Origin of the sequence: Paenibacillus agaridevorans (assembly GCF_018604145.1) — a bacterium.
Taxonomy (GTDB): domain Bacteria; phylum Bacillota; class Bacilli; order Paenibacillales; family Paenibacillaceae; genus Pristimantibacillus; species Pristimantibacillus agaridevorans.
Map to the genome: position 1 here is coordinate 2033571 of NZ_CP075889.1, position 21726 is coordinate 2055296.

A 21726-nucleotide genomic window follows, 5' to 3' on the forward strand; every position below is an offset into this window, starting at 1 on the left:
ACAATGAAAGCGTTACAAATCATCGGAGCCGGACAATTCCGAATCGTGGATGCCGAATTGCCCGATCTTCAGGATCATCAAGTACTGGTCGAAATACAGATGGTATCGACTTGCCCGCGCTGGGACATCAACATGATGGCTGGTCGAGATATGTTTAATTATGCCGAATCACCGGAGTATCCGCTGCCTATTGGTTTTCCGGGGCATGAGATGGCAGGCGTCGTTAAGGCCGTAGGGTCCGGTGTATACCGCTTCGCCGTTGGGGATCGTGTCGCGGCTCTAGAGCATATCGTCCCTAAAGGAGCCTATGCGGAGTACGCCGCTTTCCGTGAGGAGGAACTGATTAAGCTTCCTGACAGCATAACGTTTAAGCAGGCGGTTTCGTTCGAGCTGTTGAAATGTGTGGTCATCGGATTAATGCAGCTAGGCGATCTTAAAGGAAAGTCGCTTCTGGTATCGGGTCTCGGCCCTGCCGGCATTCTTGCCGTTCAGGTGGCTCGTCTGTGGGGGGCTTCACAGGTTGTCGGGATCGACGTCAACGAGAGCAGAATTCAATATGTTCGAAATTTAGGACTTGGAACGGTCATGCATGCGAACGAATTGCAGAATCAACGATTCGAGCTCGGTTACGACTGCGTGGGCGCGGCCTCTTCCGTTCAGAATGTACTGTCGCATGTGAATGAGCATGTTGTCATCTTCGGAGTGCTGCGCGGAGATATTACTTATTCGGAAGACTTGTGGGCACGGGGTACAAAGCTGGAATCGTACAAATACAGGCCCGTAGGTCCAAGGGATCATCAACTGTTAATCGATCTTGTCATGAATAAGGGTCTTAATACCGAATGCCTTCAGACTCATCATTCGTCATTCGCGGATTATGATCAAGCCATAGAATTGTTGAACCAACAAGAAGCAATTAAAGCGTTCTTCTGCCCACAGACCGACTTTCTATCGACTGGCGATCATCCAGGGCAATCCATAGCGGCCGCCGGCATGGAAGCACGCGAATGAAGGGCAATGGCGTCGTTTTTACAGGCAGACTAAAGGTCTCTTATCAAGAGGTTGGAGGAGGCACAAGGTGACTAGAATGGCGAATATCGAGCATTTTAGATCGGCAAGACCCATTTGGCCGAAGGAATTGGAGAAGGAAAAAAATATTACCGCCGGATTCAGAGGTGTAGTAACTACGCGGAAGGAATCAAATTTGACGTTGCATATTGCCGCATCAACCCTCTATCGATGTTATATAAACGGCAATTTCATTGGGCACGGACCTGCACGCGGACCCCATGGGCATTATCGAGTCGATGTATGGGACTTGAGCAAATACGCGAAGGAGGGCGATAACCTCATTGCCATTGAGGTGGCCGGCTATAATATCAACAGCTATTACGTACTCGATCAGCCATCTTTCCTGCAGGCGGAGGTTCAAGCAGGCATGGAAACCGTTCTGGCGACGGGAAGCGATGGCGGTTTCGAGGCGACGATCTTAAAGGAACGCGTACAGAAGGTGCAGCGATTCAGCTTTCAAAGAACGTTCGTCGAAGCTTATTCGCTCCAACCTGGCTTTGACCGCTGGAGAGTGGATGGGAGTATTTCCTTCAACCGGGTTGCCTGTGTGGAGACGGTCGCAAAGACGTTAATTTCTAGAGGCGTCCCCATGGCTGAATTCACCCAGCGTTATCCGCTTAAGGTATATGCGAGGGGAGAAGTGATTCACCGGAAATTGCAAGGAGATTATTGGCGCGATCGTTCTTTGACAGGCGTAGGCCCTCAGTATGGAGGCTTCGAAATAAAAGATCTGACCTTCATTTTGTCGGATGAATTGGCCGATCTGCCGGTCCGTAGCAAACAAATCGTTCAGCAACCGCATGAGCAAGAAGATTCTTTGTTGCTCGCTACACACGAGTTCGGAATTCTGGATATGGGAATCAACCGGACCGGGTTTATTGGCGGTACCGTTCGTTGCAGCCGTAGGACCTTGCTGTACGTGACATTCGACGAAGTTCTGCGGGAAGACGATGTGGATCATTTGCGTTTCGGCTGCGTCAATGCTCTGCGGTATGAGCTTGAACCCGGAACCTACAGGCTGGAAACGTTCGAGCCGTATACACTTCGCTATATGAAGTGGATCGCAGCCGAAGGGGAATGCGAGGTTTCGGGAATATACATGAGGGAATATGCAAACGCCGATGCCGGCAAGGCGCGGTTTCAATCTGACGATGAACGGCTTAACGCTATCTTTGAAGCAGGAAGGGAAACATTCCGCCAGAACGTGGTGGATCTGTTCATGGATTGTCCCTCAAGGGAACGCGCAGGATGGCTTTGCGACAGCTTCTTCATGGGACGAGCTGCGTTCAACTTGATGGGGGAGACGAAGGTGGAGCGAGCCTTCTTCGAGAATTACCTCTTGCCCGATCGTTTCCCGCATTTGCCCGACGGCATGCTTCCGATGTGTTATCCAGCGGATCATAACGACGGCGTATTTATTCCGAATTGGACGCTATGGTTCGTTATAGAACTGGAGGAATATCTGGAACGGAGCGGAGACAGGCAGTTGATCGATGCGTTGAAGCCGAGAATCCTTGAATTGTTCGACTACTTCGAACGGTTCAAGAACGAAGACGGGCTGCTGGAGAGTCTTGAAAGTTGGGTATTCCTGGAATGGTCAAAGGCAAACGATTTCGTGCAGGACGTCAATTATCCAACCAATATGCTTTATGCAGCTTCGCTGGCTGCCGCGGGTCGATTATACCAACTGCCTGATCTGTTGCATGAAGCCGAGAAGGTGCATGAGGTGATCCGAGGGCAGTCCTATGATGGAGAATTTTTCATCGACAATGCCGTGCGGCTGAACGGCAGCCTCGTTCTTACTCGTAATAGGAGCGAAATTTGTCAGTATTACGCGTTCTATTTCGGAACGGCCGACCCCGACAGCAGTCCCGAACTTTGGAATACGCTGTTAACCCGGTTTGGGCCGTCGAGAATTCAGACGAACACATATCCAGACGTTCATGAAGCGAATGCCTTTATCGGGAATTATTTACGTCTCGAATTGCTGGCAAGGTACGGATATGTGCGGCAGGCGGTTGACGAATCCGCAGACTACCTCCATTACATGGTTGAGCGAACCGGGACGCTCTGGGAGAACGACGGGGATTATGCCAGCTGCAATCACGGATTCGCTTCCCATGTCGTACACAGCTTGATTCGCGACGTGTTAGGCATCTACAGAATCGACCCGATCGCGCAAACCATTACACTAAGGTTCTGCGATCTGGAAATTTCCTATTGCGAGGGGGTGCTTCCTCTAGGGGACGATGCGGTTTGCTTAGAATGGTCAAAGGTTGACGGACGAGTGGAATATCAAATCGACGCCCCACCGGACTACAAGGTGGTAGTCGAGAATTTAACTGGACTTCCGCTTCATAGGAGGATGTAAAGCCGATCAGCGGTTGAAAGATGATGACGGCGCTTGGCTGACCGGTCTTTCGATTTATTGAAAATACAAGTAGAAACCTGGGAGGGTCTAACGATGAATAAAAAAATGACATGGAGTTCTTTAGCGCTCATACTCTGCATGGTCTTGTTTGCTGCCGGATGCTCGAATGCTGCCGATACGAAGGAAGGCGCTAGCAACCTGGCTCCCGGATCCACGACACCCGCGACAGGCGAACAATCATCAGAAGAAGCTGACAATTACGAGAACGGGCTGCCTAAAAATGAAGAAGTGACGTTAAAGGTTGGATTGCTTGAATCGGGTTATGGAAGAGAATGGTTCGATTATGCCGTAAAGCTCTTCACTGAAAAATATCCAAACGTAAAATTCGATATTACGGCTTCTCCGAAGATCGGCGACCTCGTCTCGACCAAGGCAGCGGCAGGCAACGACGACGATATGTTCGATTTGTTCTACAGCGACACCTGGACGGAATACGTCAATGCCAACAAGTTGGAGCCGGTAACCGGTATTTTCGAGATGTCGCCGGACGACGCGCCAGGCCAGAAGCTGAACGATCTGATCGTTCCGGGCTTCAACGATCCGGAGAAATATTATAAAGATAATGCCTGGGTATTCCCGATTGCGAACTACATTGGCGGCATGTTCTTCGACCAGAAGCTGTTCGATGAGAATGGCTGGAACAAGAGTCCTAAGACGTATGACGAGTTTATCCAACTTTGCGAAGCGATCAAAAGCAAAGGCATTGATCCGATCGTGTATGCCGGCTTGTACAATTACGCGCAGTTTGCTTTCGATACAAAAATATTCGAAATTGCGGAAGAAAACGAAAACAATCAATTCCGCAATGATTTTGAGTATTTCAATGGTCCGCAGAATACTTCTCCGGAAAATATCGAAGTGTACAAACGACTCTACGACATGGGCAAGAAGGGGTATATCAGCAAAAAAAGCGTAGGCATGAATCACACGCAGTCGCAAATGCTCGTTCTTCAACATAAAGCGGCCATGGTACCTTCGGGCGATTGGATCGAGAATGAGATGAAGGAATCCGCTCCGGACGACTTCCAATGGGGATACATGGCGGTACCGTTCACGAATAATCCGGACGGGCCGATTTATATGAATAACGGATTGAGTTACTCTTTCGAAATTTGGGCGGCCAAGCCGGAATTGAACAAAAAATGGGCGAAGCAGTTCCTTCTCTCGCTCATGTCGAACGAAGTCCAGCAAGAGCTGGTCGAGAAGGGTGGCGCGCTTCCGCTGCGCAAGGATTACTTAGACGTTCCGACGCGGGCGGACAATATGAAGCCGCTGCAGAAATCGATCGCCACGTATATGAAGGAGAATCAGGTCGTGCTCGAACTGAAGAATCGCAAGATCGAGCTCACTCATCCCGATTATGCGGCATCGCTAAAGGTTATCGTAGACAATATGGCTCTTGTGTTGACGGGGCAGGAACAACCTGAGCCGTTCTTACAAGACGCGGAGAAGCTGTTGCAGAACGCCGTTAAGAACGACAAAGAAGCCCAAAACAAAGAATAGACGGAATAATAAACGGTCGAAAGGAAGTCATCCGGACTGCCTTTCGACCGTGATATGCGAGGAGAGAAGACCGCTATGCATTTCTTGAAAAGCGCACGGTTTCAAAAAGCGATATTTCTTTTCATTGTCGTGGCTCCGGCGTTTGCAGCCTATGTGTTATTCACACTCTATCCGAATGCCCTCTCCATCTTCTATTCTTTCTTGGATTGGGACGGCATAGGCGTCAAAACGTTCATTGGATGGGACAATTATATCCGGTTGTTCCAGGACCCGTTCATCGCGCGGGCTTTGCAGCACAATCTGATTTTGCTCGTTACGGTCATTCCCATTACTCTTACGATTTCGTTGGTACTAGCCGATCTTCTCGTCAACCGTACCTTCGGGGAAAATTCGTTTTATAAAGTCCTTTATTTTTTCCCGAACGTGCTGTCTCTAGTCGTCATCGCGCTCATTTGGTCGTTCATCTACGACGGTACTTTCGGTTTGCTGAACGGATTGCTTCAGGTGTTCGGCCTAGGTGGGGAACATAACTGGCTAGGCAGTAAAAGTACGGCGCTGCTCTCCATGATTCCGTTATACGTATGGTGTTACGTCGGGTTTTACGTCGTTATATTCATGAATGCCATGCAAGGTATCCCTAAATCACTGTACGAGTCCGCCACTCTGGACGGAATCACGCATATGCAACGGTTTACGAAGATTACGCTTCCTTTGTTGTCCGGCGTCATTCGGGTCGGGACGATCTTCCTGATTCTGTCCGTGATCAAAGGCTTCGAATATATGCTCATCATGACCAAGGGAGGTCCCGGTGGCTCGACGGAAGTCATCTCCCTATATATGTTCAACCTTGCTTTCGGAGGCTTAAACCTCGGTCAGCATTTTTACGGCTACGCATCCACGATCGGCATGATGATTTTCGTCCTGCTCGTCGGTCTGAAGCTGGTCGTGGACAAATTTTTCGCCAAAGACAGCGTCGAGTACTGAAAGGAGGGGTTCTATGAGAATCAGGGTCACTTCATGGCTATGGCGAATGGTGTTGTTCGTTTGGGCGCTTACCGTCCTGCTTCCTTTATTCTGGATTTTGTATCAATCTCTTAAAACGAATCAAGAGTTTTTTGCCGATATATGGGCCTTCCCATCGCACCTGAAATGGGGCAATTACGAGAAGGCTTGGACGCAGCTCGGCATCGGCAAATCGGTGATTAACACACTTTATTATGTGGGGCTGAGTCTGCTTATTAGTCTGTTTGTTTCCACAGTGAACGCCTACGCCTTCACGCGAATCCAATGGAAGCTGAGATCCTTGTTGTGGAGCGTCATCATGATTTCATTGTTCTTGCCGGGCATCAACATTCTTGTATCCCAATATACGTTGATGCGCGCCCTGGATTTGACCAACAGTCTGAACGGATTGGTGCTATTGGCGGGTCTTCCTGTCGGGGCCTTCGAACTGCTCTTGCTCGGCAGCTTCATGCGCTCTTTGCCTAAGGAACTGGACGAAAGCGCGTTTATCGACGGGGCCACGTTATTTCAGGTTTTCCGCAAAATCATATTGCCTCTGTCGATGCCAGGCATCGTCACGATCGGCATCTTCAAGTTTGTGGGCTTATATAATGATTTCCTGGGTCCCTTTATTCTCATCAGCGATCCAGACAAGTATCCGATAAGCGTGAACATGTATAATGCCAACGCTATGATGGAATTCAAGGCGGATTGGGTAACGCTGCTCGCGGGTCTTGTCATCACGATCATACCTACCGTTATCGTATACGTGTTATTTCAAAGAAGAATTATTGAAGGAGCAACTATGGGCGGAGTCAAGGGCTAAATGGATCAGGAGGAAAAAATATGAGTAAAGTAGGGGTAGTCGGGCACGGTCATCAAGTCAAAAGACTACTGGGTATGATGCAGGAGATGGACAGCGATTGCAGAATTTCAGCGATAGCGGACGTTCGCCATCAAGAAATACGCGAGCGAATGAAAGCCGACGGGGTCGACATGTCAGGGATTTCATTTTTCGAGAATGCAGATGACATGCTGAACGGAGGGGAATTCGATGGCATTTTCGTCGGAACGCGATGTTCCCTTCATACTCCAATGGCCTTAAAAGTGTTGCCCAGAGGGATACCGCTTTACCTGGAGAAACCGGTCGCAACAACGATGGAGGACCTGGTGATGCTAAGGGATGCGAATTCCTTATACGGCGGCAAGACGGTCGTGTCGTTCCCGCTGCGGGTTACTCATCACGTGCAGCTTGTGAAGGAAATCATCGATTCCGGAAAAATCGGAACGGTGGAACATGTGCAAGCCGTAAATAACGTGAACTATGGCAATATTTATTATCACGGATGGTTCCGAGACGAGACTGAAACGCAAGGATTATTCGTACAGAAAGCGACGCACGATTTCGATTATATCAATCATATTCTGGGTTTGAAGCCAATAACCGTATGCGCGATGACGTCGAAGCAAATTTTCAAGGGGAACAAGCGAGCGGGGATGCAATGCAAGGACTGCGAAGAGACGAGCACATGTCCGGAAAGTCCGGACAATCTTCGGAGACTTGCTTTCGAGGAACCGCTTGGACCTTACTGTTGCTTCGCGGAGGATACCGGCAACGAGGATTCGGGCAGTGCATTAATCGCTTATGAATCCGGCATGCACGTATCCTATTCGCAAAATTTTTTCGTCAGAAAAAAAGCGGCCGCAAGAGGCGCACGTTTTCTCGGTTACAAAGGGACGGTCGAATTCGATTGGGCTACGAATCGAATTCAGGTATATATGCATCATACGCCTAGAGTCGAATCGTACGAGATCGATCAAGCGGCAACGGCAGTCGGCCATGGAGGGGGAGACGCTACGTTGCTTGAAAATTTCATCTCGATCATGCAGGGGAAGACTCAAACGTCCTTGTCCACGCTGGAGGATGGCTTGAACAGCACCTTATTGTGTCTGAAGGCTAAGGAGTCCGCCGAGACTGGAACCTTCTGCCAGGTCAGGTGGCCGGACTAATGTTCGGCTGAACGGGAAAGAGAGGCCAGGTTATTTTAAGCGGCTACTACGCGGACCGGTATTCAAAAAACAACAAAAACAAAGATCTGGAAAAACGGAGGATGCGATCATACGCATCCTCCGTCGTCTTGCCGCACCTATCGGTGTTCGACCAAATCGATGGCTCCGAGCACGATATGAGCAAGTCCAAATCCCAGAATGCCGGTTCCGATCAGCTTATGGTTCCTCTTCACTAGAGCGGCTCCGGAAGCCGTTACGACAGTTCCTAACAGGGCCGGAATCATTCCTTCTCGCATATCCACCACTCCTCTGGTTTAATGGGCAAGACCTCCTTATTTTCCCTTAACGCTTCAAGCTTATTCAATAAATGCAAGTATTGTATCGTTTCGACCTATAAAAGAAAAGACAGCCATAGTGCGGAATCGGGGCCGGCTCTTTACAATACAAATAATGGGGGTGTTCATGTGAAAGAACATGTTTTGTTGGCGTCGGCCAAACAATTAGCCGACCAGTTGATCGAATGGAAAAGGGACTTTCATCGGAATCCTGAATTAGGTTATGAGGAGGTTCGTACCTCCGGTATCGTTGCGGAGCATCTTCGCGGTCTGGGACTCGACGTGCGGACGGAGGTTGGCGGTACGGGAGTCGTCGGGCTGTTGCGGGGCGAGCTGCCGGGACCCACGTGCCTCCTTAGGGCGGATATGGATGCGCTGCCGATTCCGGACGCGAAGCAAGCGGAATGCCGTTCGAGGGTGGAGGGCAAAGCGCATCTCTGCGGGCATGACGCTCACACCGCCATGCTGGTGGGAGCGGCTATTCTACTTGTTTATGGTTGGGCTGCGCGAGGACAAACGCCACATTCATGACCTCATAGCGGGGAATCAAGTCGTTCGCGGGAAAGGTTGAAGCAAAAGCGTGGGAGGGAGGCGTCCTTTAGTCGCCGCCGCTTCCGCCGCCGTCGCCTCCACTACCACTTCCGCCGTCGCTGCTTCCGCTATCTCCGTTTCCATGTCCTCCACCATGATCATGGTGATGTCCACCCGTCTGGTTGTCTTCGTGGGGGCGACGGTGGGAGTCATCGTTATAAGCAAACCCCGAATGACCGCCATCCGAAGGCGCGCCGCGATGATATGACTTTCTTTTGGATCCCAATCCAGCAATCATGATGACGATGAAGAATACGATAATGACGACGAACAATATTTCCATGTTCCCACTCCTTCAAATAAAATTCTGCATTCCAATCGTATAGTTATATAGTAAGTGAATGATAGGCGGATGGGAAGGCGCTTCGACCATACCATATTGGCCTATCTGAATAGATTGTTAATATACCTTTGTGATGGGCGAAGTGCTTCTACTATTCCTTCTCTGCAGCGCATATGGTAATAAAAAGGCGCGAGGAGGAAATAGGATGGCATCGGGTTACGCGATATTATCCATTTGGCTGATCGGTTTGTTTAGCATCACCGGGACTTTGATCGCACTGCTGGCGGCATTTATAAATCGGGATTCATGGTCGTATGACGAGCCATATGTCTGGCAAAGGAAGATGAAGGAATAAAGGCGGCGACGCCGACGGAGATACGTCCAACAATTTGGATAATCTAGAGCAGTTTAGAACAGACGGAGCTGTCTCAAAAGTATGATAGCTCGCTTGATGAAATAGCTCGCTTGTTGAATGAAACGTAAAAACGAAGAAAGGGGCTATCCCAAAAGCAAGATTGCTCGCTTGTTGAAATAGCTCATTTGATGTATGAAACGTCAAAAATGTAGAAATGGCGGTGTAGGGCGTTCCCTTCACCGCCATTTCTACATTTTTGGTCTATTGCCGCCTTTTTGAGCAAATTGTGAGCGAGCTAAAGCCACCCGACCTCAAGGCCTACCTTCGGCAGCTGCAACGTCGATATTGTTGCTGCTATGAGCCCCATAGTCGTTAAAAACGCCTATGGGATGTATTTGTTGCTGTTACGAGCTCCATAGTCGTTAATAACGCCGATGGGATGTATTTGTTGCTGTAACAAGCTCTATAGTCGTTAATAACGCCTATGGGATGTATTTGTTACTGCTATGAGCCCCATAGTCGTTAACAACGCCTATGGGGTGTATTTGTTGCTGTTACGAGCTCCATAGTCGTTAATGACGCCTATGGGGTGTATTTGTCGCTGTTACGAGCCCCATAGTCGTTAACAACGCCTATGGGGTGTATTTGTTGCTGTTACGAGCTCCATAGTCGTTAATAACGCCTATGGGATGTATTTGTCGCTGTTACGAGCCCCATAGTCGTTAATAACGCCTATGGGATGTATTTGTTGCTGTTACGAGCTCCATAGTCGCTAATAACGCCGATGGGATGTATTTGTTGCAGTGGTCGGTCAAGGATTGGTATCCTGACCGACCATTTCGCAAACTTTCGATCAGCGAGTGCGCAGGTTCGCTCATTCTTCGGACTGCTGTTCATTGTATAAATGCATTACATATTATAGATTTGTATTATTTTTGTTCCAAGCTCCCCTGGATACAATAAGAGCATCACAGATAAGACGCAACAAAGAGGGAGAGTTATTTATGACGAATGCCATGAAAATATCAAAGCGCAATAAGTTGGTCGACGGACTATGGGGATACGCATTCATATCGCCTTGGCTAATCGGGTTGTTTCTTTTGACGCTTATTCCAATGGGACAATCGCTATATTTTTCGTTAACGAATTATCATTTGCTTGAGAGTCCTCAGTTCTCCGGCCTTGGGAACTACAAAGAAATCTTTATGAATGACCAAACATTTACACAAGCATTAAAGGTAACCTTTCTTTATGTATTTGTATCGGTTCCGCTGAAGCTGGCGTTTGCGTTGGGCGTAGCGATGCTTTTATACAAATCGATCAAAGGGATGTCGATATTCCGCGCTGTCTATTATTTGCCATCCTTGATAGGCGGCAGTGTAGCTATAGCAGCGATTTGGCGTAATTTGTTCGGATACGACGGATTGGTCAACAAGCTGCTTGGCACATTTGGAATACCTGCGACGGATTTCATTAATATGCCTAACACTTCTTTATCTACACTTATTGTTTTGTCGGTCTGGCAATTCGGTTCATCCATGGTTATTTTTTTAGCGGGTTTAAAACAAATTCCGAAGGATTTATACGAAGCCGCTGCGGTTGACGGTGCCTCTAAGACTCGTATCTTTTTCAAAATGACGCTGCCGATGCTGACACCGATTATTTTGTTCAATACGGTTATGCAAACGATCAATAGCTTTCAAATGTTTACGCAGGCATTTGTTATTACAAAGGGCGGACCCATTGATTCGACTTTAGTTTATGCCTTGTATTTGTATCAAAAAGCGTTTGTATTTTTCGATATGGGTTATGCCAGCGCGCTTGCATGGATTTTGCTCGTCATTATCGGTATTTCGACTGTCATTATTTTTGGCACATCGAAAAAGTGGGTGCACTATGAAAACTAATACGAATAAGCGGCAAGAAGGAGGAGCTATGTGATGGCTCATACAAAGCTGTGGACGAAATATATCGTCCTGATTGCAGGCAGTATTTTAATGATTTACCCAATCCTATGGCTTTTCGGCAGCTCAGTGAAATCCAATACGGAAATGAACAGCACGAGTTTATTTCCCTCTCATTTCGAATGGAATAACTTTTTGGACGGCTGGACCGCTATACCGGGATTTACTTTCGGACAGTTTTTTCTGAATTCGTTTTTTATTGCCGGCCTATCTGTTGTCGGCACGGTACTGTCAAGCGCGCTCGTTGCATACGGTTTTGCGCGAATTAAATTTCCGCTTAGAAACTTCTGGTTTGCGATTCTCATGATTACGCTTATGCTTCCAACGCAGGTTACTTTGGTGCCGCAATATATTTTGTTTAAAAATTTCGACTGGATTGGCACGGCGCTGCCGATTATTGTTCCTCACTTTTTGGCGGTAGGACCATTCTATGTGTTTCTTATTAACCAATTTGTGCGCGGCATCCCGAATGATTTGGATGAATCTGCGAAAATCGACGGTTGTTCTCAGCTTGGCATTGCGTTTCGAATTGTGCTGCCGCTATGTATGCCGGCTATTATTACTTCAGCACTGTTTTGCTTCATTTGGACATGGGATGATTTTCTTGCACAGATGCTCTATCTGACAGATACGGCGAAATATACGGTACCGCTTGCGCTTCGCCTATTTTTGGATAACTCTTCTGCTGTTACTTGGGGCCCGATGTATGCCATGAGCGTACTGTCTATTTTACCTTGTTTTATAATATTTATGTTCTCGCAAAAATACTTTGTGGAAGGGATTGCTACTACGGGGATCAAGTAGAAAATTATTCTCGTGTACAATTGACTAAAAATCAATTAATCTATTAACCTGGAACCACGAGACTACTACCATGAGACGACGGTGAAGGAAATGAAAAATCCGATTAAAGTGTTTTCCCTTCAGGCCAATCTCTTTACTTCCTTTATTATTATTTCTGCTATTCTCATCTTAACGCTCGGAATAACCAGTTATATGATTACGAATCAAGAGGTCGTCGACAAGACGATCTCTTCGCGCATTTTATTGCTGGATGAAATTAACAAGCAAATCGATATTCAACTGCAGGCTGTTGAATACGATTCCTTAGTTGCGGCCAGTCATCCCCTGATCGTAGAGTATTTGCAGGAGGAGGAAAACTCGTTCTCCAGAATTGAGAAAAATGAGCAAGTGATCGATCTGCTAAGCAGACAGAGCTATATTAAGGAAGGTATTCATTCTGTTCAGCTGTATGCCAAGGGTAGTTCCAACAACTATTATTCAGGGGTAAACGGCATTTTTGCCTACTCGATTTTAGAGCAATCCCCGATGTATGACATGATCCAGCATGCCGATTATATTTGGCTGGGTACCAATAAACTTATTAATGGCAGCTTTGTGCAGCGCAAGGATGATGTCGTCAGCTTTAGCCGCAAGGTGCTCTCGCCTGAGGGCAAGGAGCTGGGGGTGCTCGTTTTTAACGTGAATATTTCATACATGCATAAGCTCATGTCGAGTCATGCAGCCGATGCCGGAAGATTTTTGCTGGATACGAATTCAAGGCTAATTCTCGATTCCAGTCAAGTGAAAAACGACGCTTTGCCCTATTCCGCTATTTCCGAAGCGCTTCCTGACTTGATGAATCAGGGGAACTTTCAAAAGCAATATGCCATTCACCATTTTGATGAAAAACAGCTGCTGGTTTGGAGCAAGCAGCAGCGCACGCAATGGGTGTCGCTGGATTTAATTTCATGGACGAGCATCACGGCTGGCAGTCAAAAAATTAAAAATACAATTGTCATTGTGGCGATAATTTGTGTTGTGTTGGCCATAACGTTTGCTTATTTTTTGGCGAGACAATTTGTTCATCCTATTAAAGGGCTTGTAAATGCGATGAAACATTTGAAAACGGGCAGACTGAATACGCGAATCGACAATGAATATGATAACGAATTCGGCTATTTGAACAATCATTTTAATAATATGGCTATCAATATTGAGGAGCTTATCGAGCAGCTGAATCGAAAAAATCAGCAAAAAAGAGAAGCGGATATTAAGGTGCTGCAGGAGCAAATGAACCCTCACTTTATTTATAACACGCTGGATGTGATGAATTGGCATGCCATTGAAGCAGGAGCGGGCGAGATTAGCCGTATGCTTTCATTACTTGGAAAAATGCTCAGGATCGCGCTTTCGAGCGGCGAATCCTTTATACCGATTAGAAAAGAGGTTGAGCATATCACCTGCTACGTTGAGCTGCAAAAAATTAGATATCAGGATCAAATTCATATCCTTCTTCATATTCCGGAAACAATAAATGATTATTATTTACCTAAATTAACTTTGCAGCCTTTTGTCGAAAATGCGATTATTCATGGCTTTCATTCCAGAAGAAAAGGGTTTATAGCCATTCGTGCTTTGGAGTTGACCGATTCCATTGTTTTTATTATTGAAGATAATGGTCATGGTATGGAAGATACGGCGAAGGTAAGGGAACAGCAGCATCATGGCGTGAGCAATGTTTCGGATCGAATTGATCTTTATTTTGGCTCCGCCTATGGCGTAAATATAGAAAGCATTCTTGATAAAGGCACAACAGTAACAATTTCAGTTCCGAAGCTTTCGTCTGTTCCAGGGGATTGGGAAAGGTTAAGAGAGGGGCATGATGGTCATGAGCGCAAAGATTAAAGCAGTCATTATCGATGATGATCAAATGACTCTGCAGGGGTTAACCAGAACGATTGATTGGCAAAAGTTGAATGTAGAGATTGCTGGTCTCGCGATTGACGGCATGGAGGGGCTTGCGATGATTGAGGAGCATCAGCCCGATTTAATATTGACGGATATTTACATGCCCAGAATGGATGGAATCGCTATGCTGCAGTCAGCACGACAAGCAGGCTCCAAGGCAGAGGTCATTATTCTAAGCGGTTATGATGATTTTAATTATGCAAAGTCTGCTTTAAAGCTGAAGGTTTCCGACTATTTGTCCAAACCGGCGACCGTTCCGGAAATTGAAGCCGTACTGCTGGAAACCATCAAAAAGATAAAGCAAAGCAATCAGCATGAGCAGGAAGAACGGGAGCTTAAGGAACTTGTAAATTACCATTTGCCAGAAACAAAGAAGAGACTGCTTAAGGGAATGCTTGAGCCTCATTTTTGTGAAAAAGAGTTTTTTGAAAAGGCAACGAAGCAATTAGGGCTGAACTTTACCAATCAGATATTTACGGTTGCCGTGCTCGAATATGCGGTTCCGATCGGCAAAGCTCATTTTGAAAGCAAGGATTTATTAACGTATACCTATGCGGTAACAAATATATTGGAAGAATTAGTATCCAAGCAAGCGAACGTTTATTTGGCGGATGTTCAGAAAAATAAATTTGTTCTCGTATTCGCGCAGCCTCAACATCTGAGAGAAGAGACGTCTAAAAATAGAATGATATATGTTATTAAACAGTTTATAGAGCCTATTAAAAATTATTTGAAGCTGGATGTATGGGCTTCGCTGGGCACAATTGAATATGAGGTTTCCTTGGTTTGGCGATCCTACCGCCATGCGATCAATGCCCTGGTTGAGAGAGCATCTGTAGAGGAGAATTGGCTCGTCGTTAATGAGCAAAGCTTGAACAAGCTGTCCGAATCGCTTCCATCTAAGCCGATTGAGCATTATCAGTCACTGATGGAAGTCGTATTGGAGGGACGTTCCGATGAGCTTGCCGCCCATATTTCGGGCCTGCTTCTTACCTTGAATGAGCATAAAGCGATGAATGTGCATTATATGCGAAGCGTTGTCACTGATTTGATGGGTATGCTGACGATCAGCTTGTACCAGCAAGGTATTAATGTGGAGGATATCTATTCGAATGTCCGCTGGTATCAGGATCTGGAGCGTATCAATCATGCACAGGATTTGGAGTCCTGGCTGAAGGAAACGATGGCTCTCGTGTGCGATGCGATGGCGAATCGAGTGAATCACAAGCATAAAAAAACGGTAGATTATATTAAAAAGTATGTGAAAGAGCATTTGAATGAGGATGTTACGTTAGACATCATTGCCGATAAAGTGAGCTTGACTCGAAATTATTTAAGTCAAATTTTCAAAGATGTAACGGGCGAAAATTACAACAGCTACGTGACGCATGTTCGAATGGAGAGGGCTAAGGAGCTTATGATGAGCGGAAAATATAAGCTATATGAAATTACGGCTATGGTTGGCTATAAAAATAATGCCTATTTCAGTCAGCAGTTTAAAAAGCATATGGGATGCAACCCGTCCGATTATTGTTAACCGTATTCATATATAAACGATACTTTTTATAGATTTATATTATTTTGTTTACGATACGGTTTCCTATAATTAAAGACAGCAAGGATAAAAGCATACGAGGAGTGAATGACATGACGGGCAGCAACAAGTGGTTTAAAAAGCCTTTATTGATCGCATCAATATCTGCTTTACTAATGTCGCTATTAGCAGCATGCGGTCAAGACAACGGCAATGGCGGCAGCAGCGCAACAAAAGGGGAAAATGGCAATAAGGAGCAAGGAGCACAAGAAGAAAAAATCGAATTGCGCTTTGCTTGGTGGGGATCGCAGGGCAGACATGACAGAACTTTGCAAGCGATTGCAAAGTTTGAACAGAAATATCAGAACATTAAAGTGATCCCCGAATATTCCTCTTGGGATGGGTACTGGGAGAAGCTATCTACACAGGTATCGGCAGGCAACGCGCCTGACGTGATGCAAATGAGTATTTTGTATATTAAAGAGTATTCCGAACGCGAAGTATTGGCAGATCTCAATCCTTTCGTTGGCAGCGCTCTAAAGATCGACGATTTAAATGCGGATGTGTTAAGCAATCAAGGTACAATAGGCGGAAAGCTGACAGGCATCCCTGTTGCCGATAATGCATCCGTCTTGCTCGTTAATAATGAAATGTTCGACCAAGCTAAAATCGGCAAACCTGAAAAGGATTCGACTTGGGATGAGCTGTTTGCCATATCGCGTGAGCTGAAGGCGGCGTTAGGGGACAATGTATACGGAATGTTCGACTCCTCGTCTTCGCTTGAGGCCTTTATGTACTATTTGTTCTCCAAAGGCGACAAGATGTATTCGGAAGATAATCGACTAGGCTATAACGATGAAAATCTTAAAGCATGGATGAGCATGTGGGAGACTGCACGCAAGGAAGGGATAGCTCCTCCCGCTAATATTACGGCTTCAGCCTTGCCGCTAAGCAATGCGGATCCGAATAAGGATGCGCTGTTAAAAGGAACAGTAGCGATGATGGGACCTACTTGGATTGCCGCTTTCCCAGCTTATCAATCCGTCATGACAGACAATGTGGATATGATATCTTATCCGCGCGCAGAGCAAACAGGCAGCGTACTGCAAACAGCGATGTTCTTTAGCGCCTCCGCTAAATCCAAGAAGCAAGAAGCAGCCGCTTTGTTAATTGATTTTCTAGTCAACAGCGAAGAGGCGGCAGATGTATTGGAAACGGAGCGCGGACTGCCAGAGAACAAAAAAGTGCGCGAGTATTTAGCTCCGAAATTTACGGATCGCGACAAAAAGATGATTGCGATGCTGGAGCATGTATCGCAAAGCAATCCAGCCTGGTATGATGCAGGTCCAAAGGGAGCTGGCGAAGTAACGGCATTATTCGAGAAAGTTATTCAGAAGCATCAATTTGGCAAAGCTACGATCGATGAAGCGGTTAAGGAATTCCGCGTAGAGGCCGACAAAATTTTTGCTAGAAATAACGGATAGTGTAAGACAGAGGAGAAGAGATATGGGAGAAAAGCAGTTTGCTATTATCGGCTGTCAGCATAATCATATTGAAATATTCATAGAGCAAATGTATCAGTTGGGCTACAGCTGCGCCGGTATTTTTGAGGAGCATGATCGAACATTAGCTGCAGTGATCGCGGAGAAGTACGAAATCCCGCTCGTGGAGAACAAGCTCTCCTTGCTGGGGGAAGCTATTGAAATCGTAGGCTGCGCAAGCATGAATCATGAAAAAATAGATGTGATTGAGCTGTGCGAGCAGTACGGTAAATCGATTATGGTCGATAAGCCGGCTGTCGTAAATCATGATGGACTGGCGCGCTTGGAAGCGATTATTGAGCGAAACCAGATTAAAGTGGGGATGCTTTTAACTGAAAGGTTCCATCCGGCTATTTATACGCTAAAGCAATATATCGACCAAGGTAAGCTGGGGGAGCTTGTTCATATTGGCATGAGAAAGCCGCATAAGCTTAACGCTTCTTCACGCCCTGCATGGTTTTTTAACAAGGAGCAGTGCGGCGGGATTTTGATCGACTTGTTAATTCATGACTATGACCTTCTGCGCTGGTTTACGGGGCAAGAGATTAAGAGCTCTGCAGGTCTGGTAGGCAAAAGCGTTCTTCCGGAGCATCCAACCTTCTATAATACGGTGAATGTTCAAGTAGAGCTTGACGATGGTTTACTGACGCAGCTTTACGCCGATTGGCATACGCCGTCAAAGAGCTGGACCTGGGGCGACGGGCGTATCTTCGTTACAGGAACAAAGGGCTTTGCCGAGCTGCGGCTTAGCGGCGATCCTTTATTGGGGTCGAGCACTCCAATCATGCTGTACGCTAGCGAGGAAGCGGAATGGAGCGAGGTGGATCTAATCCAGCCTCATGCCACCATTACGGCAGATTTTCTTGGTTTTATACAAGGAGAAGCTTCTCTGCTTACGCATGAGGAGCTGATCAAAGCAAGCAGAGCTGTATTGGACGCTGATGCTGCCGTACTCTATAAGCTAATTCCATCATCCAAGGAGAGTGGGCCGCATGTTTAAGCCGGTTCGATTTGCGATTGTGGGCTGTGGAGTTATCGCCGATATTCATGCGCAGGGCATTAACCGGCTTGAAGAAACGGTACTGTCCGCCGTATGTGATGCAGACGAGGAGAAGGGACGGGCATTCGCGGACAAGTTTGGCGCCAAATACTATGCGAGATATGAGGAAATGCTTGCCGATCCAGATATTGAGGTTGTAAATATATGCACGCCAAGCGGGATGCATCCTGAGCACACGATGCTTGCCGCTCGTGCAGGCAAGCATATTATTTGCGAGAAGCCGCTGGCAATCAAGCTGGACGACCTGCTGCATATGATTCGGGTATGCAAAGAGGAGAACGTAAAGCTGGCAACGGTGTTTCCTAGACGGATGGCGCCAGCTGCGCAATATGTGAAACAGCTGCTGGGAGAAGGCAAGCTGGGCAGACTCACCTTATGCGATGCCTATGTAAAAATTTATCGTTCTCAGCAATATTACGACAGCGCCGGCTGGAGAGGAACATGGGCGGTTGACGGCGGCGGAGCGATGATGAATCAAGGCATTCATATCGTTGACCTTCTGCAATGGTTTGCAGGTCCGGTGAGAACCATCTATGGAAAAGCCTGTGCTCTGCAAAGAAACATTGAAGTAGAAGACACAGCCGTTTCATCGCTTACCTTTGAAGGAGGCGGACTGGGGGTCATGGTCATGACGACAACCTCTAATCCGGAGCTTGGACAACGGGTTGAGCTTCATGGAGAAAAAGGGACTCTCGTCTATGAAGATGATCAAATTAAGCAGCTTATGATAGACGGCGAAGCTGTAGAGCTGCCGGCATTCGAGCCATTCGCCGTTCTTCCTGACGGCCACCGTATTCAGATCCGCGATATGGCGTATGCCGTGCGCGAAGGCCGGGAGCCTGTCGTAACGGGCGAGGACGGCATTCATGCGCTGCTAATGATATTGGGCACGTATGAATCTTCTCGGATAGGTAAAGAAATTGATTTGGGCATGACCGCAGACCGGTGAAGGCTATTGGGTGAAATAAAAAAAGCGAAATATGATTAATTCCAGTCGGCATGGGGCTGTCTCAAAAGTAAGAGCGTTCGTTGATGTATAGCTCATTTGATGAATGAAACGTCTAAAATGAAAAAATGGTGGTGCTAGGGAGGCTATCCCTGCACCACCATTTTTGCTTTTTGGTCGATTGCCGCCTTCTTGAGCAAAATTGTGGGCGAGCGAAAGCCACCCGACCTCAAGGCTTACCTTCGGCAGGCCTCGAAACAGGAAACGTCGGAATCCCCGGTTATTCTTTATTTTCCCAAACACGCTCTCCGGTTCAATCATCCTTCGAACCGATAACGTACTGATTTCGCGATTTCCTTTCGCTTTCGCGCACAATTCTTTGGAGTCGCGCGGAGCGACTTGGGATGCGATAGCCCGAGAAAAGAGACTATCGATTCATTGTTGCAAAGCTGGAAATGAAGCGATAACCGATCATGGACAACCTGTAAAGGAACTGAGAAGCCTTATTTTGATTATTTGGCGTGTTAGTAGAATCTAACGGAACTGGGCGACGTTATTCGTGAGAAATCGAGGCAAACAAGCGACTTGTGCCTCTCTTAAGAGCTGTCAGTTCCGTTAGAATGGCGAAATGGCGTTTTTTGATGAAATAAAGCCTTTCAGTTCCGTTACGGTTGAGTCGCATGTATCGGTTGCATTCGGACAACTTGGGAGTGAGTTATCCCAGGACCCAGGTGCTCAGGTCGTGACGGCTTGGTTATGGCACTCTCAGATTTCAGAGGGGTCCCGAATGACGATGTGAAGCGAGAATTTGTGTATTTTCGTAAAAATCGCTGTACAGGGGCCAAATAGGTTTCGGAAATTGGGGAGAAATGTACAAATATGCAGAGAATCCGATGTTTGGGACTCGCCATGTGCAAACGAATCCCTCTGAACGATATTTGATAGCTTATTAGATGTTTTTTTGCCAAACAGGGGCAAGTTATGCCATTATCATCTTAGACAATGCGGAAAAGGTGATGATTGATGAATATTCGCAAGCTCAGGCTGCATGACATAGGCAATACGCTATCGAGCGAGGATCGCGACGAATACGAGAAGGACTACGCCAGACTGATCCAGTCGCCGGCATTCCGGAGGCTGCAAGGCAAATCGCAGGTGTTCGGCGCGGGCTCCGGAGATTACTATCGCACCCGGCTGACCCACTCGCTGGAAGTATCGCAGATCGCCAGGGAGGTGGCGCGCCGGCTAGGCAAAACGTATTCGTTCCTGGCGAAGAACGAGCATCCGGGCTTGCTGCTGGTTCCCGAGGTGGTGGAATGCGCGGCGCTCGCGCACGACCTCGGCCACCCGCCGTTCGGCCACAAAGGAGAAGAGGTGCTGAATGATATTTTGCGGGCCGGATACGGCATTCCGTATGAAGGCAACGCGCAGAACTTCCGTATTCTCATGTTTCTGGAAAAGCGGGCCGGAAGCGAGCGGGGTCTAGACTTATCTGCCGCCGTACTTCTTGCGACCAATAAATACCCCTTTAATCTGAACGACCCTGGGCGGATGAAGGGCGTTTATCCCATGGAGTGGGCGGGAATCGACTATTTGCGCGGATTATGGGGGATGCCGGAGGGCTGCAGCACGCTGGAAGCCCAGCTCATGGATCTTTGCGACGATATCGCCTATTCCACCCACGACATCGAAGACGGCATTCGCGCGGGCAAAATCCTGTTGTCCGACGACTTTTTTGAGGACGATCGGCTTGTGAAGCGGGTCGTGCAGGAGATCATCGATGATCCCGCAACGATGGAGGCTGTCCATTGGGAGAAGGCGGATCTAAGGGGCATGGTAAAGACGGTCCTCGACGACTACTACCGGCAATGGAAGGAAGTGTACGTCCAGTACGGTCGCGAGGCTTCGCGAACACGCCGCGAGATGAAGGCGCGGTGGGTCAGCAGGTTCGCCAACAGCGTCGGTATCATCGACGATCCCAGGACGGGGTGGAAACGAATTACATTCGTGAGAGACGGAGCGGAGGATCTGGAGCTGCTGCGGACGATGGAAATATTGAAGAAGCTCGCATGGGTGACGCTGATCAAGGATTTCCGCGTACAACGGCTGCAGAAGCGGAGCGAGAATATGTTGAAGCGTCTATGGGACAGCCTGGAAGATTACGAGACCGGGCGTCTCATCCTGCCGCCGGATTGGGTGGAGAGCTACGACACGCAAAATGGCGCATGGCCATGGGAACGGCTTGTCGCCGATTACATCGCCGGCATGACGGACGCCTACGCCGAGAAGGTGTATACGGAACTGTTCGCCAGCCGCTCGGGCTCCATCTATGAGCGGGATTAAGGGAAG

The 21726-nt window shown here is 47.5% G+C and carries 17 protein-coding genes and 2 pseudogenes; 16 read left to right on the plus strand and 3 right to left on the minus strand.

From position 1 onward, the window contains the following. The first annotated feature begins 3 nt into the window (after window positions 1–3). From KJW29_RS08200 to KJW29_RS08225, 6 genes are all read left to right on the plus strand, one after another. Entirely contained in the window at window positions 4–1011 is a 1008-nt protein-coding gene (locus KJW29_RS08200) for a zinc-dependent alcohol dehydrogenase (protein WP_214629388.1), read from the plus strand. A gap of 76 nt (window positions 1012–1087) precedes the next feature. Beyond that, a complete protein-coding gene (locus tag KJW29_RS08205; RefSeq protein ID WP_246608819.1) occupies window positions 1088–3442 on the plus strand; it encodes an alpha-L-rhamnosidase-related protein in 2355 nt (784 codons plus the stop codon). 93 nt (window positions 3443–3535) lie between these two features. Further along, window positions 3536–5005 (plus strand): extracellular solute-binding protein, encoded by a 1470-nt coding sequence (locus KJW29_RS08210; RefSeq protein ID WP_214629390.1) that lies wholly within the window; start codon window positions 3536–3538, stop codon window positions 5003–5005. 75 nt (window positions 5006–5080) lie between these two features. Further along, entirely contained in the window at window positions 5081–5989 is a 909-nt protein-coding gene (locus KJW29_RS08215; protein WP_214629391.1) for a carbohydrate ABC transporter permease, read from the plus strand. A gap of 13 nt (window positions 5990–6002) precedes the next feature. After that, entirely contained in the window at window positions 6003–6833 is an 831-nt protein-coding gene (locus KJW29_RS08220) for a carbohydrate ABC transporter permease (RefSeq protein WP_214629392.1), read from the plus strand. A 20-nt stretch (window positions 6834–6853) separates the two neighbouring features. Further along, window positions 6854–8017: a Gfo/Idh/MocA family protein gene (locus KJW29_RS08225; RefSeq protein WP_214629393.1), complete on the plus strand. Its 1164-nt coding sequence runs from the start codon at window positions 6854–6856 to the stop codon at window positions 8015–8017. 137 nt (window positions 8018–8154) lie between these two features. Here KJW29_RS08225 and KJW29_RS08230 read toward each other — a convergent pair whose 3' ends face one another. Continuing rightward, window positions 8155–8313 (minus strand): asparagine synthase, encoded by a 159-nt coding sequence (locus KJW29_RS08230; protein WP_087572097.1) that lies wholly within the window; start codon window positions 8311–8313, stop codon window positions 8155–8157. Window positions 8314–8481: 168 nt separating this feature from the next. Between KJW29_RS08230 and KJW29_RS08235 the strand changes: the two are divergent. Then, window positions 8482–8841 (plus strand): annotated as a pseudogene (locus KJW29_RS08235) (M20/M25/M40 family metallo-hydrolase); the annotation flags it as partial. Between the two features lie 109 nt (window positions 8842–8950). Here the strand turns inward: KJW29_RS08235 and KJW29_RS08240 are convergent. After that, window positions 8951–9226 (minus strand): hypothetical protein, encoded by a 276-nt coding sequence (locus tag KJW29_RS08240; RefSeq protein ID WP_214629394.1) that lies wholly within the window; start codon window positions 9224–9226, stop codon window positions 8951–8953. A gap of 205 nt (window positions 9227–9431) precedes the next feature. Here KJW29_RS08240 and KJW29_RS08245 point away from each other — a divergent pair, with 205 nt between their 5' ends. The 8 genes from KJW29_RS08245 to KJW29_RS08280 all read left to right on the plus strand — a co-directional run bounded on the left by KJW29_RS08245 (window position 9432) and on the right by KJW29_RS08280 (window position 19380). Further along, window positions 9432–9581, plus strand: coding sequence for a hypothetical protein (locus tag KJW29_RS08245; RefSeq protein WP_187100211.1), 150 nt, complete (start codon window positions 9432–9434; stop codon window positions 9579–9581). A 1004-nt stretch (window positions 9582–10585) separates the two neighbouring features. Then, on the plus strand, window positions 10586–11488 hold the full coding sequence (locus KJW29_RS08250; protein WP_246608641.1) for a carbohydrate ABC transporter permease: 903 nt from the start codon (window positions 10586–10588) through the stop codon (window positions 11486–11488). A gap of 33 nt (window positions 11489–11521) precedes the next feature. Continuing rightward, window positions 11522–12349 (plus strand): carbohydrate ABC transporter permease, encoded by an 828-nt coding sequence (locus KJW29_RS08255; RefSeq protein WP_108994161.1) that lies wholly within the window; start codon window positions 11522–11524, stop codon window positions 12347–12349. 90 nt (window positions 12350–12439) lie between these two features. After that, on the plus strand, window positions 12440–14233 hold the full coding sequence (locus KJW29_RS08260) for a sensor histidine kinase (protein ID WP_246608820.1): 1794 nt from the start codon (window positions 12440–12442) through the stop codon (window positions 14231–14233). After that, the gene (locus KJW29_RS08265) at window positions 14217–15833 is read left to right on the plus strand and encodes a response regulator transcription factor (RefSeq protein WP_214629396.1); all 1617 of its coding nucleotides are present in this window, start codon (window positions 14217–14219) and stop codon (window positions 15831–15833) included. The genes KJW29_RS08260 and KJW29_RS08265 overlap by 17 nt, the downstream gene beginning before the upstream one ends. Before the next feature lie 110 nt (window positions 15834–15943). Then, window positions 15944–17314 (plus strand): ABC transporter substrate-binding protein, encoded by a 1371-nt coding sequence (locus KJW29_RS08270; protein WP_214629397.1) that lies wholly within the window; start codon window positions 15944–15946, stop codon window positions 17312–17314. Window positions 17315–17336: 22 nt separating this feature from the next. Beyond that, window positions 17337–18371 (plus strand): Gfo/Idh/MocA family protein, encoded by a 1035-nt coding sequence (locus KJW29_RS08275; protein ID WP_214629398.1) that lies wholly within the window; start codon window positions 17337–17339, stop codon window positions 18369–18371. Then, complete coding sequence (locus KJW29_RS08280) at window positions 18364–19380, plus strand: Gfo/Idh/MocA family protein (RefSeq protein ID WP_214629399.1); 1017 nt, start codon at window positions 18364–18366, stop codon at window positions 19378–19380. Before KJW29_RS08275 ends, KJW29_RS08280 begins: the two co-directional genes overlap by 8 nt. A gap of 143 nt (window positions 19381–19523) precedes the next feature. Here the strand turns inward: KJW29_RS08280 and KJW29_RS36715 are convergent. Then, window positions 19524–19716, minus strand: a pseudogene (locus KJW29_RS36715) (transposase); the annotation flags it as partial. Window positions 19717–20400: 684 nt separating this feature from the next. Between KJW29_RS36715 and KJW29_RS08290 the strand changes: the two are divergent. Next, complete coding sequence (locus KJW29_RS08290; RefSeq protein WP_187100217.1) at window positions 20401–21720, plus strand: deoxyguanosinetriphosphate triphosphohydrolase family protein; 1320 nt, start codon at window positions 20401–20403, stop codon at window positions 21718–21720. Window positions 21721–21726: the final 6 nt, after the last annotated feature.

What these genes read in the sequence shown, in the direction of transcription:
- KJW29_RS08210 (WP_214629390.1), top strand. Translation starts at nt 3,536, where the DNA reads ATGAATAAAAAAATGACATGGAGTTCTTTAGCGCTCATACTCTGCATG.
- KJW29_RS08225 (WP_214629393.1), top strand. Translation starts at nt 6,854, where the DNA reads ATGAGTAAAGTAGGGGTAGTCGGGCACGGTCATCAAGTCAAAAGACTA.
- KJW29_RS08240 (WP_214629394.1), bottom strand. Translation starts at nt 9,226, where the DNA reads ATGGAAATATTGTTCGTCGTCATTATCGTATTCTTCATCGTCATCATG.
- KJW29_RS08270 (WP_214629397.1), top strand. Translation starts at nt 15,944, where the DNA reads ATGACGGGCAGCAACAAGTGGTTTAAAAAGCCTTTATTGATCGCATCA.
- KJW29_RS08200 (WP_214629388.1), top strand. Translation starts at nt 4, where the DNA reads ATGAAAGCGTTACAAATCATCGGAGCCGGACAATTCCGAATCGTGGAT.
- KJW29_RS08255 (WP_108994161.1), top strand. Translation starts at nt 11,522, where the DNA reads ATGGCTCATACAAAGCTGTGGACGAAATATATCGTCCTGATTGCAGGC.
- KJW29_RS08260 (WP_246608820.1), top strand. Translation starts at nt 12,440, where the DNA reads ATGAAAAATCCGATTAAAGTGTTTTCCCTTCAGGCCAATCTCTTTACT.
- KJW29_RS08220 (WP_214629392.1), top strand. Translation starts at nt 6,003, where the DNA reads ATGAGAATCAGGGTCACTTCATGGCTATGGCGAATGGTGTTGTTCGTT.
- KJW29_RS08290 (WP_187100217.1), top strand. Translation starts at nt 20,401, where the DNA reads ATGAATATTCGCAAGCTCAGGCTGCATGACATAGGCAATACGCTATCG.
- KJW29_RS08275 (WP_214629398.1), top strand. Translation starts at nt 17,337, where the DNA reads ATGGGAGAAAAGCAGTTTGCTATTATCGGCTGTCAGCATAATCATATT.
- KJW29_RS08265 (WP_214629396.1), top strand. Translation starts at nt 14,217, where the DNA reads ATGAGCGCAAAGATTAAAGCAGTCATTATCGATGATGATCAAATGACT.
- KJW29_RS08205 (WP_246608819.1), top strand. Translation starts at nt 1,088, where the DNA reads ATGGCGAATATCGAGCATTTTAGATCGGCAAGACCCATTTGGCCGAAG.
- KJW29_RS08230 (WP_087572097.1), bottom strand. Translation starts at nt 8,313, where the DNA reads ATGCGAGAAGGAATGATTCCGGCCCTGTTAGGAACTGTCGTAACGGCT.
- KJW29_RS08245 (WP_187100211.1), top strand. Translation starts at nt 9,432, where the DNA reads ATGGCATCGGGTTACGCGATATTATCCATTTGGCTGATCGGTTTGTTT.
- KJW29_RS08280 (WP_214629399.1), top strand. Translation starts at nt 18,364, where the DNA reads ATGTTTAAGCCGGTTCGATTTGCGATTGTGGGCTGTGGAGTTATCGCC.
- KJW29_RS08250 (WP_246608641.1), top strand. Translation starts at nt 10,586, where the DNA reads ATGACGAATGCCATGAAAATATCAAAGCGCAATAAGTTGGTCGACGGA.
- KJW29_RS08215 (WP_214629391.1), top strand. Translation starts at nt 5,081, where the DNA reads ATGCATTTCTTGAAAAGCGCACGGTTTCAAAAAGCGATATTTCTTTTC.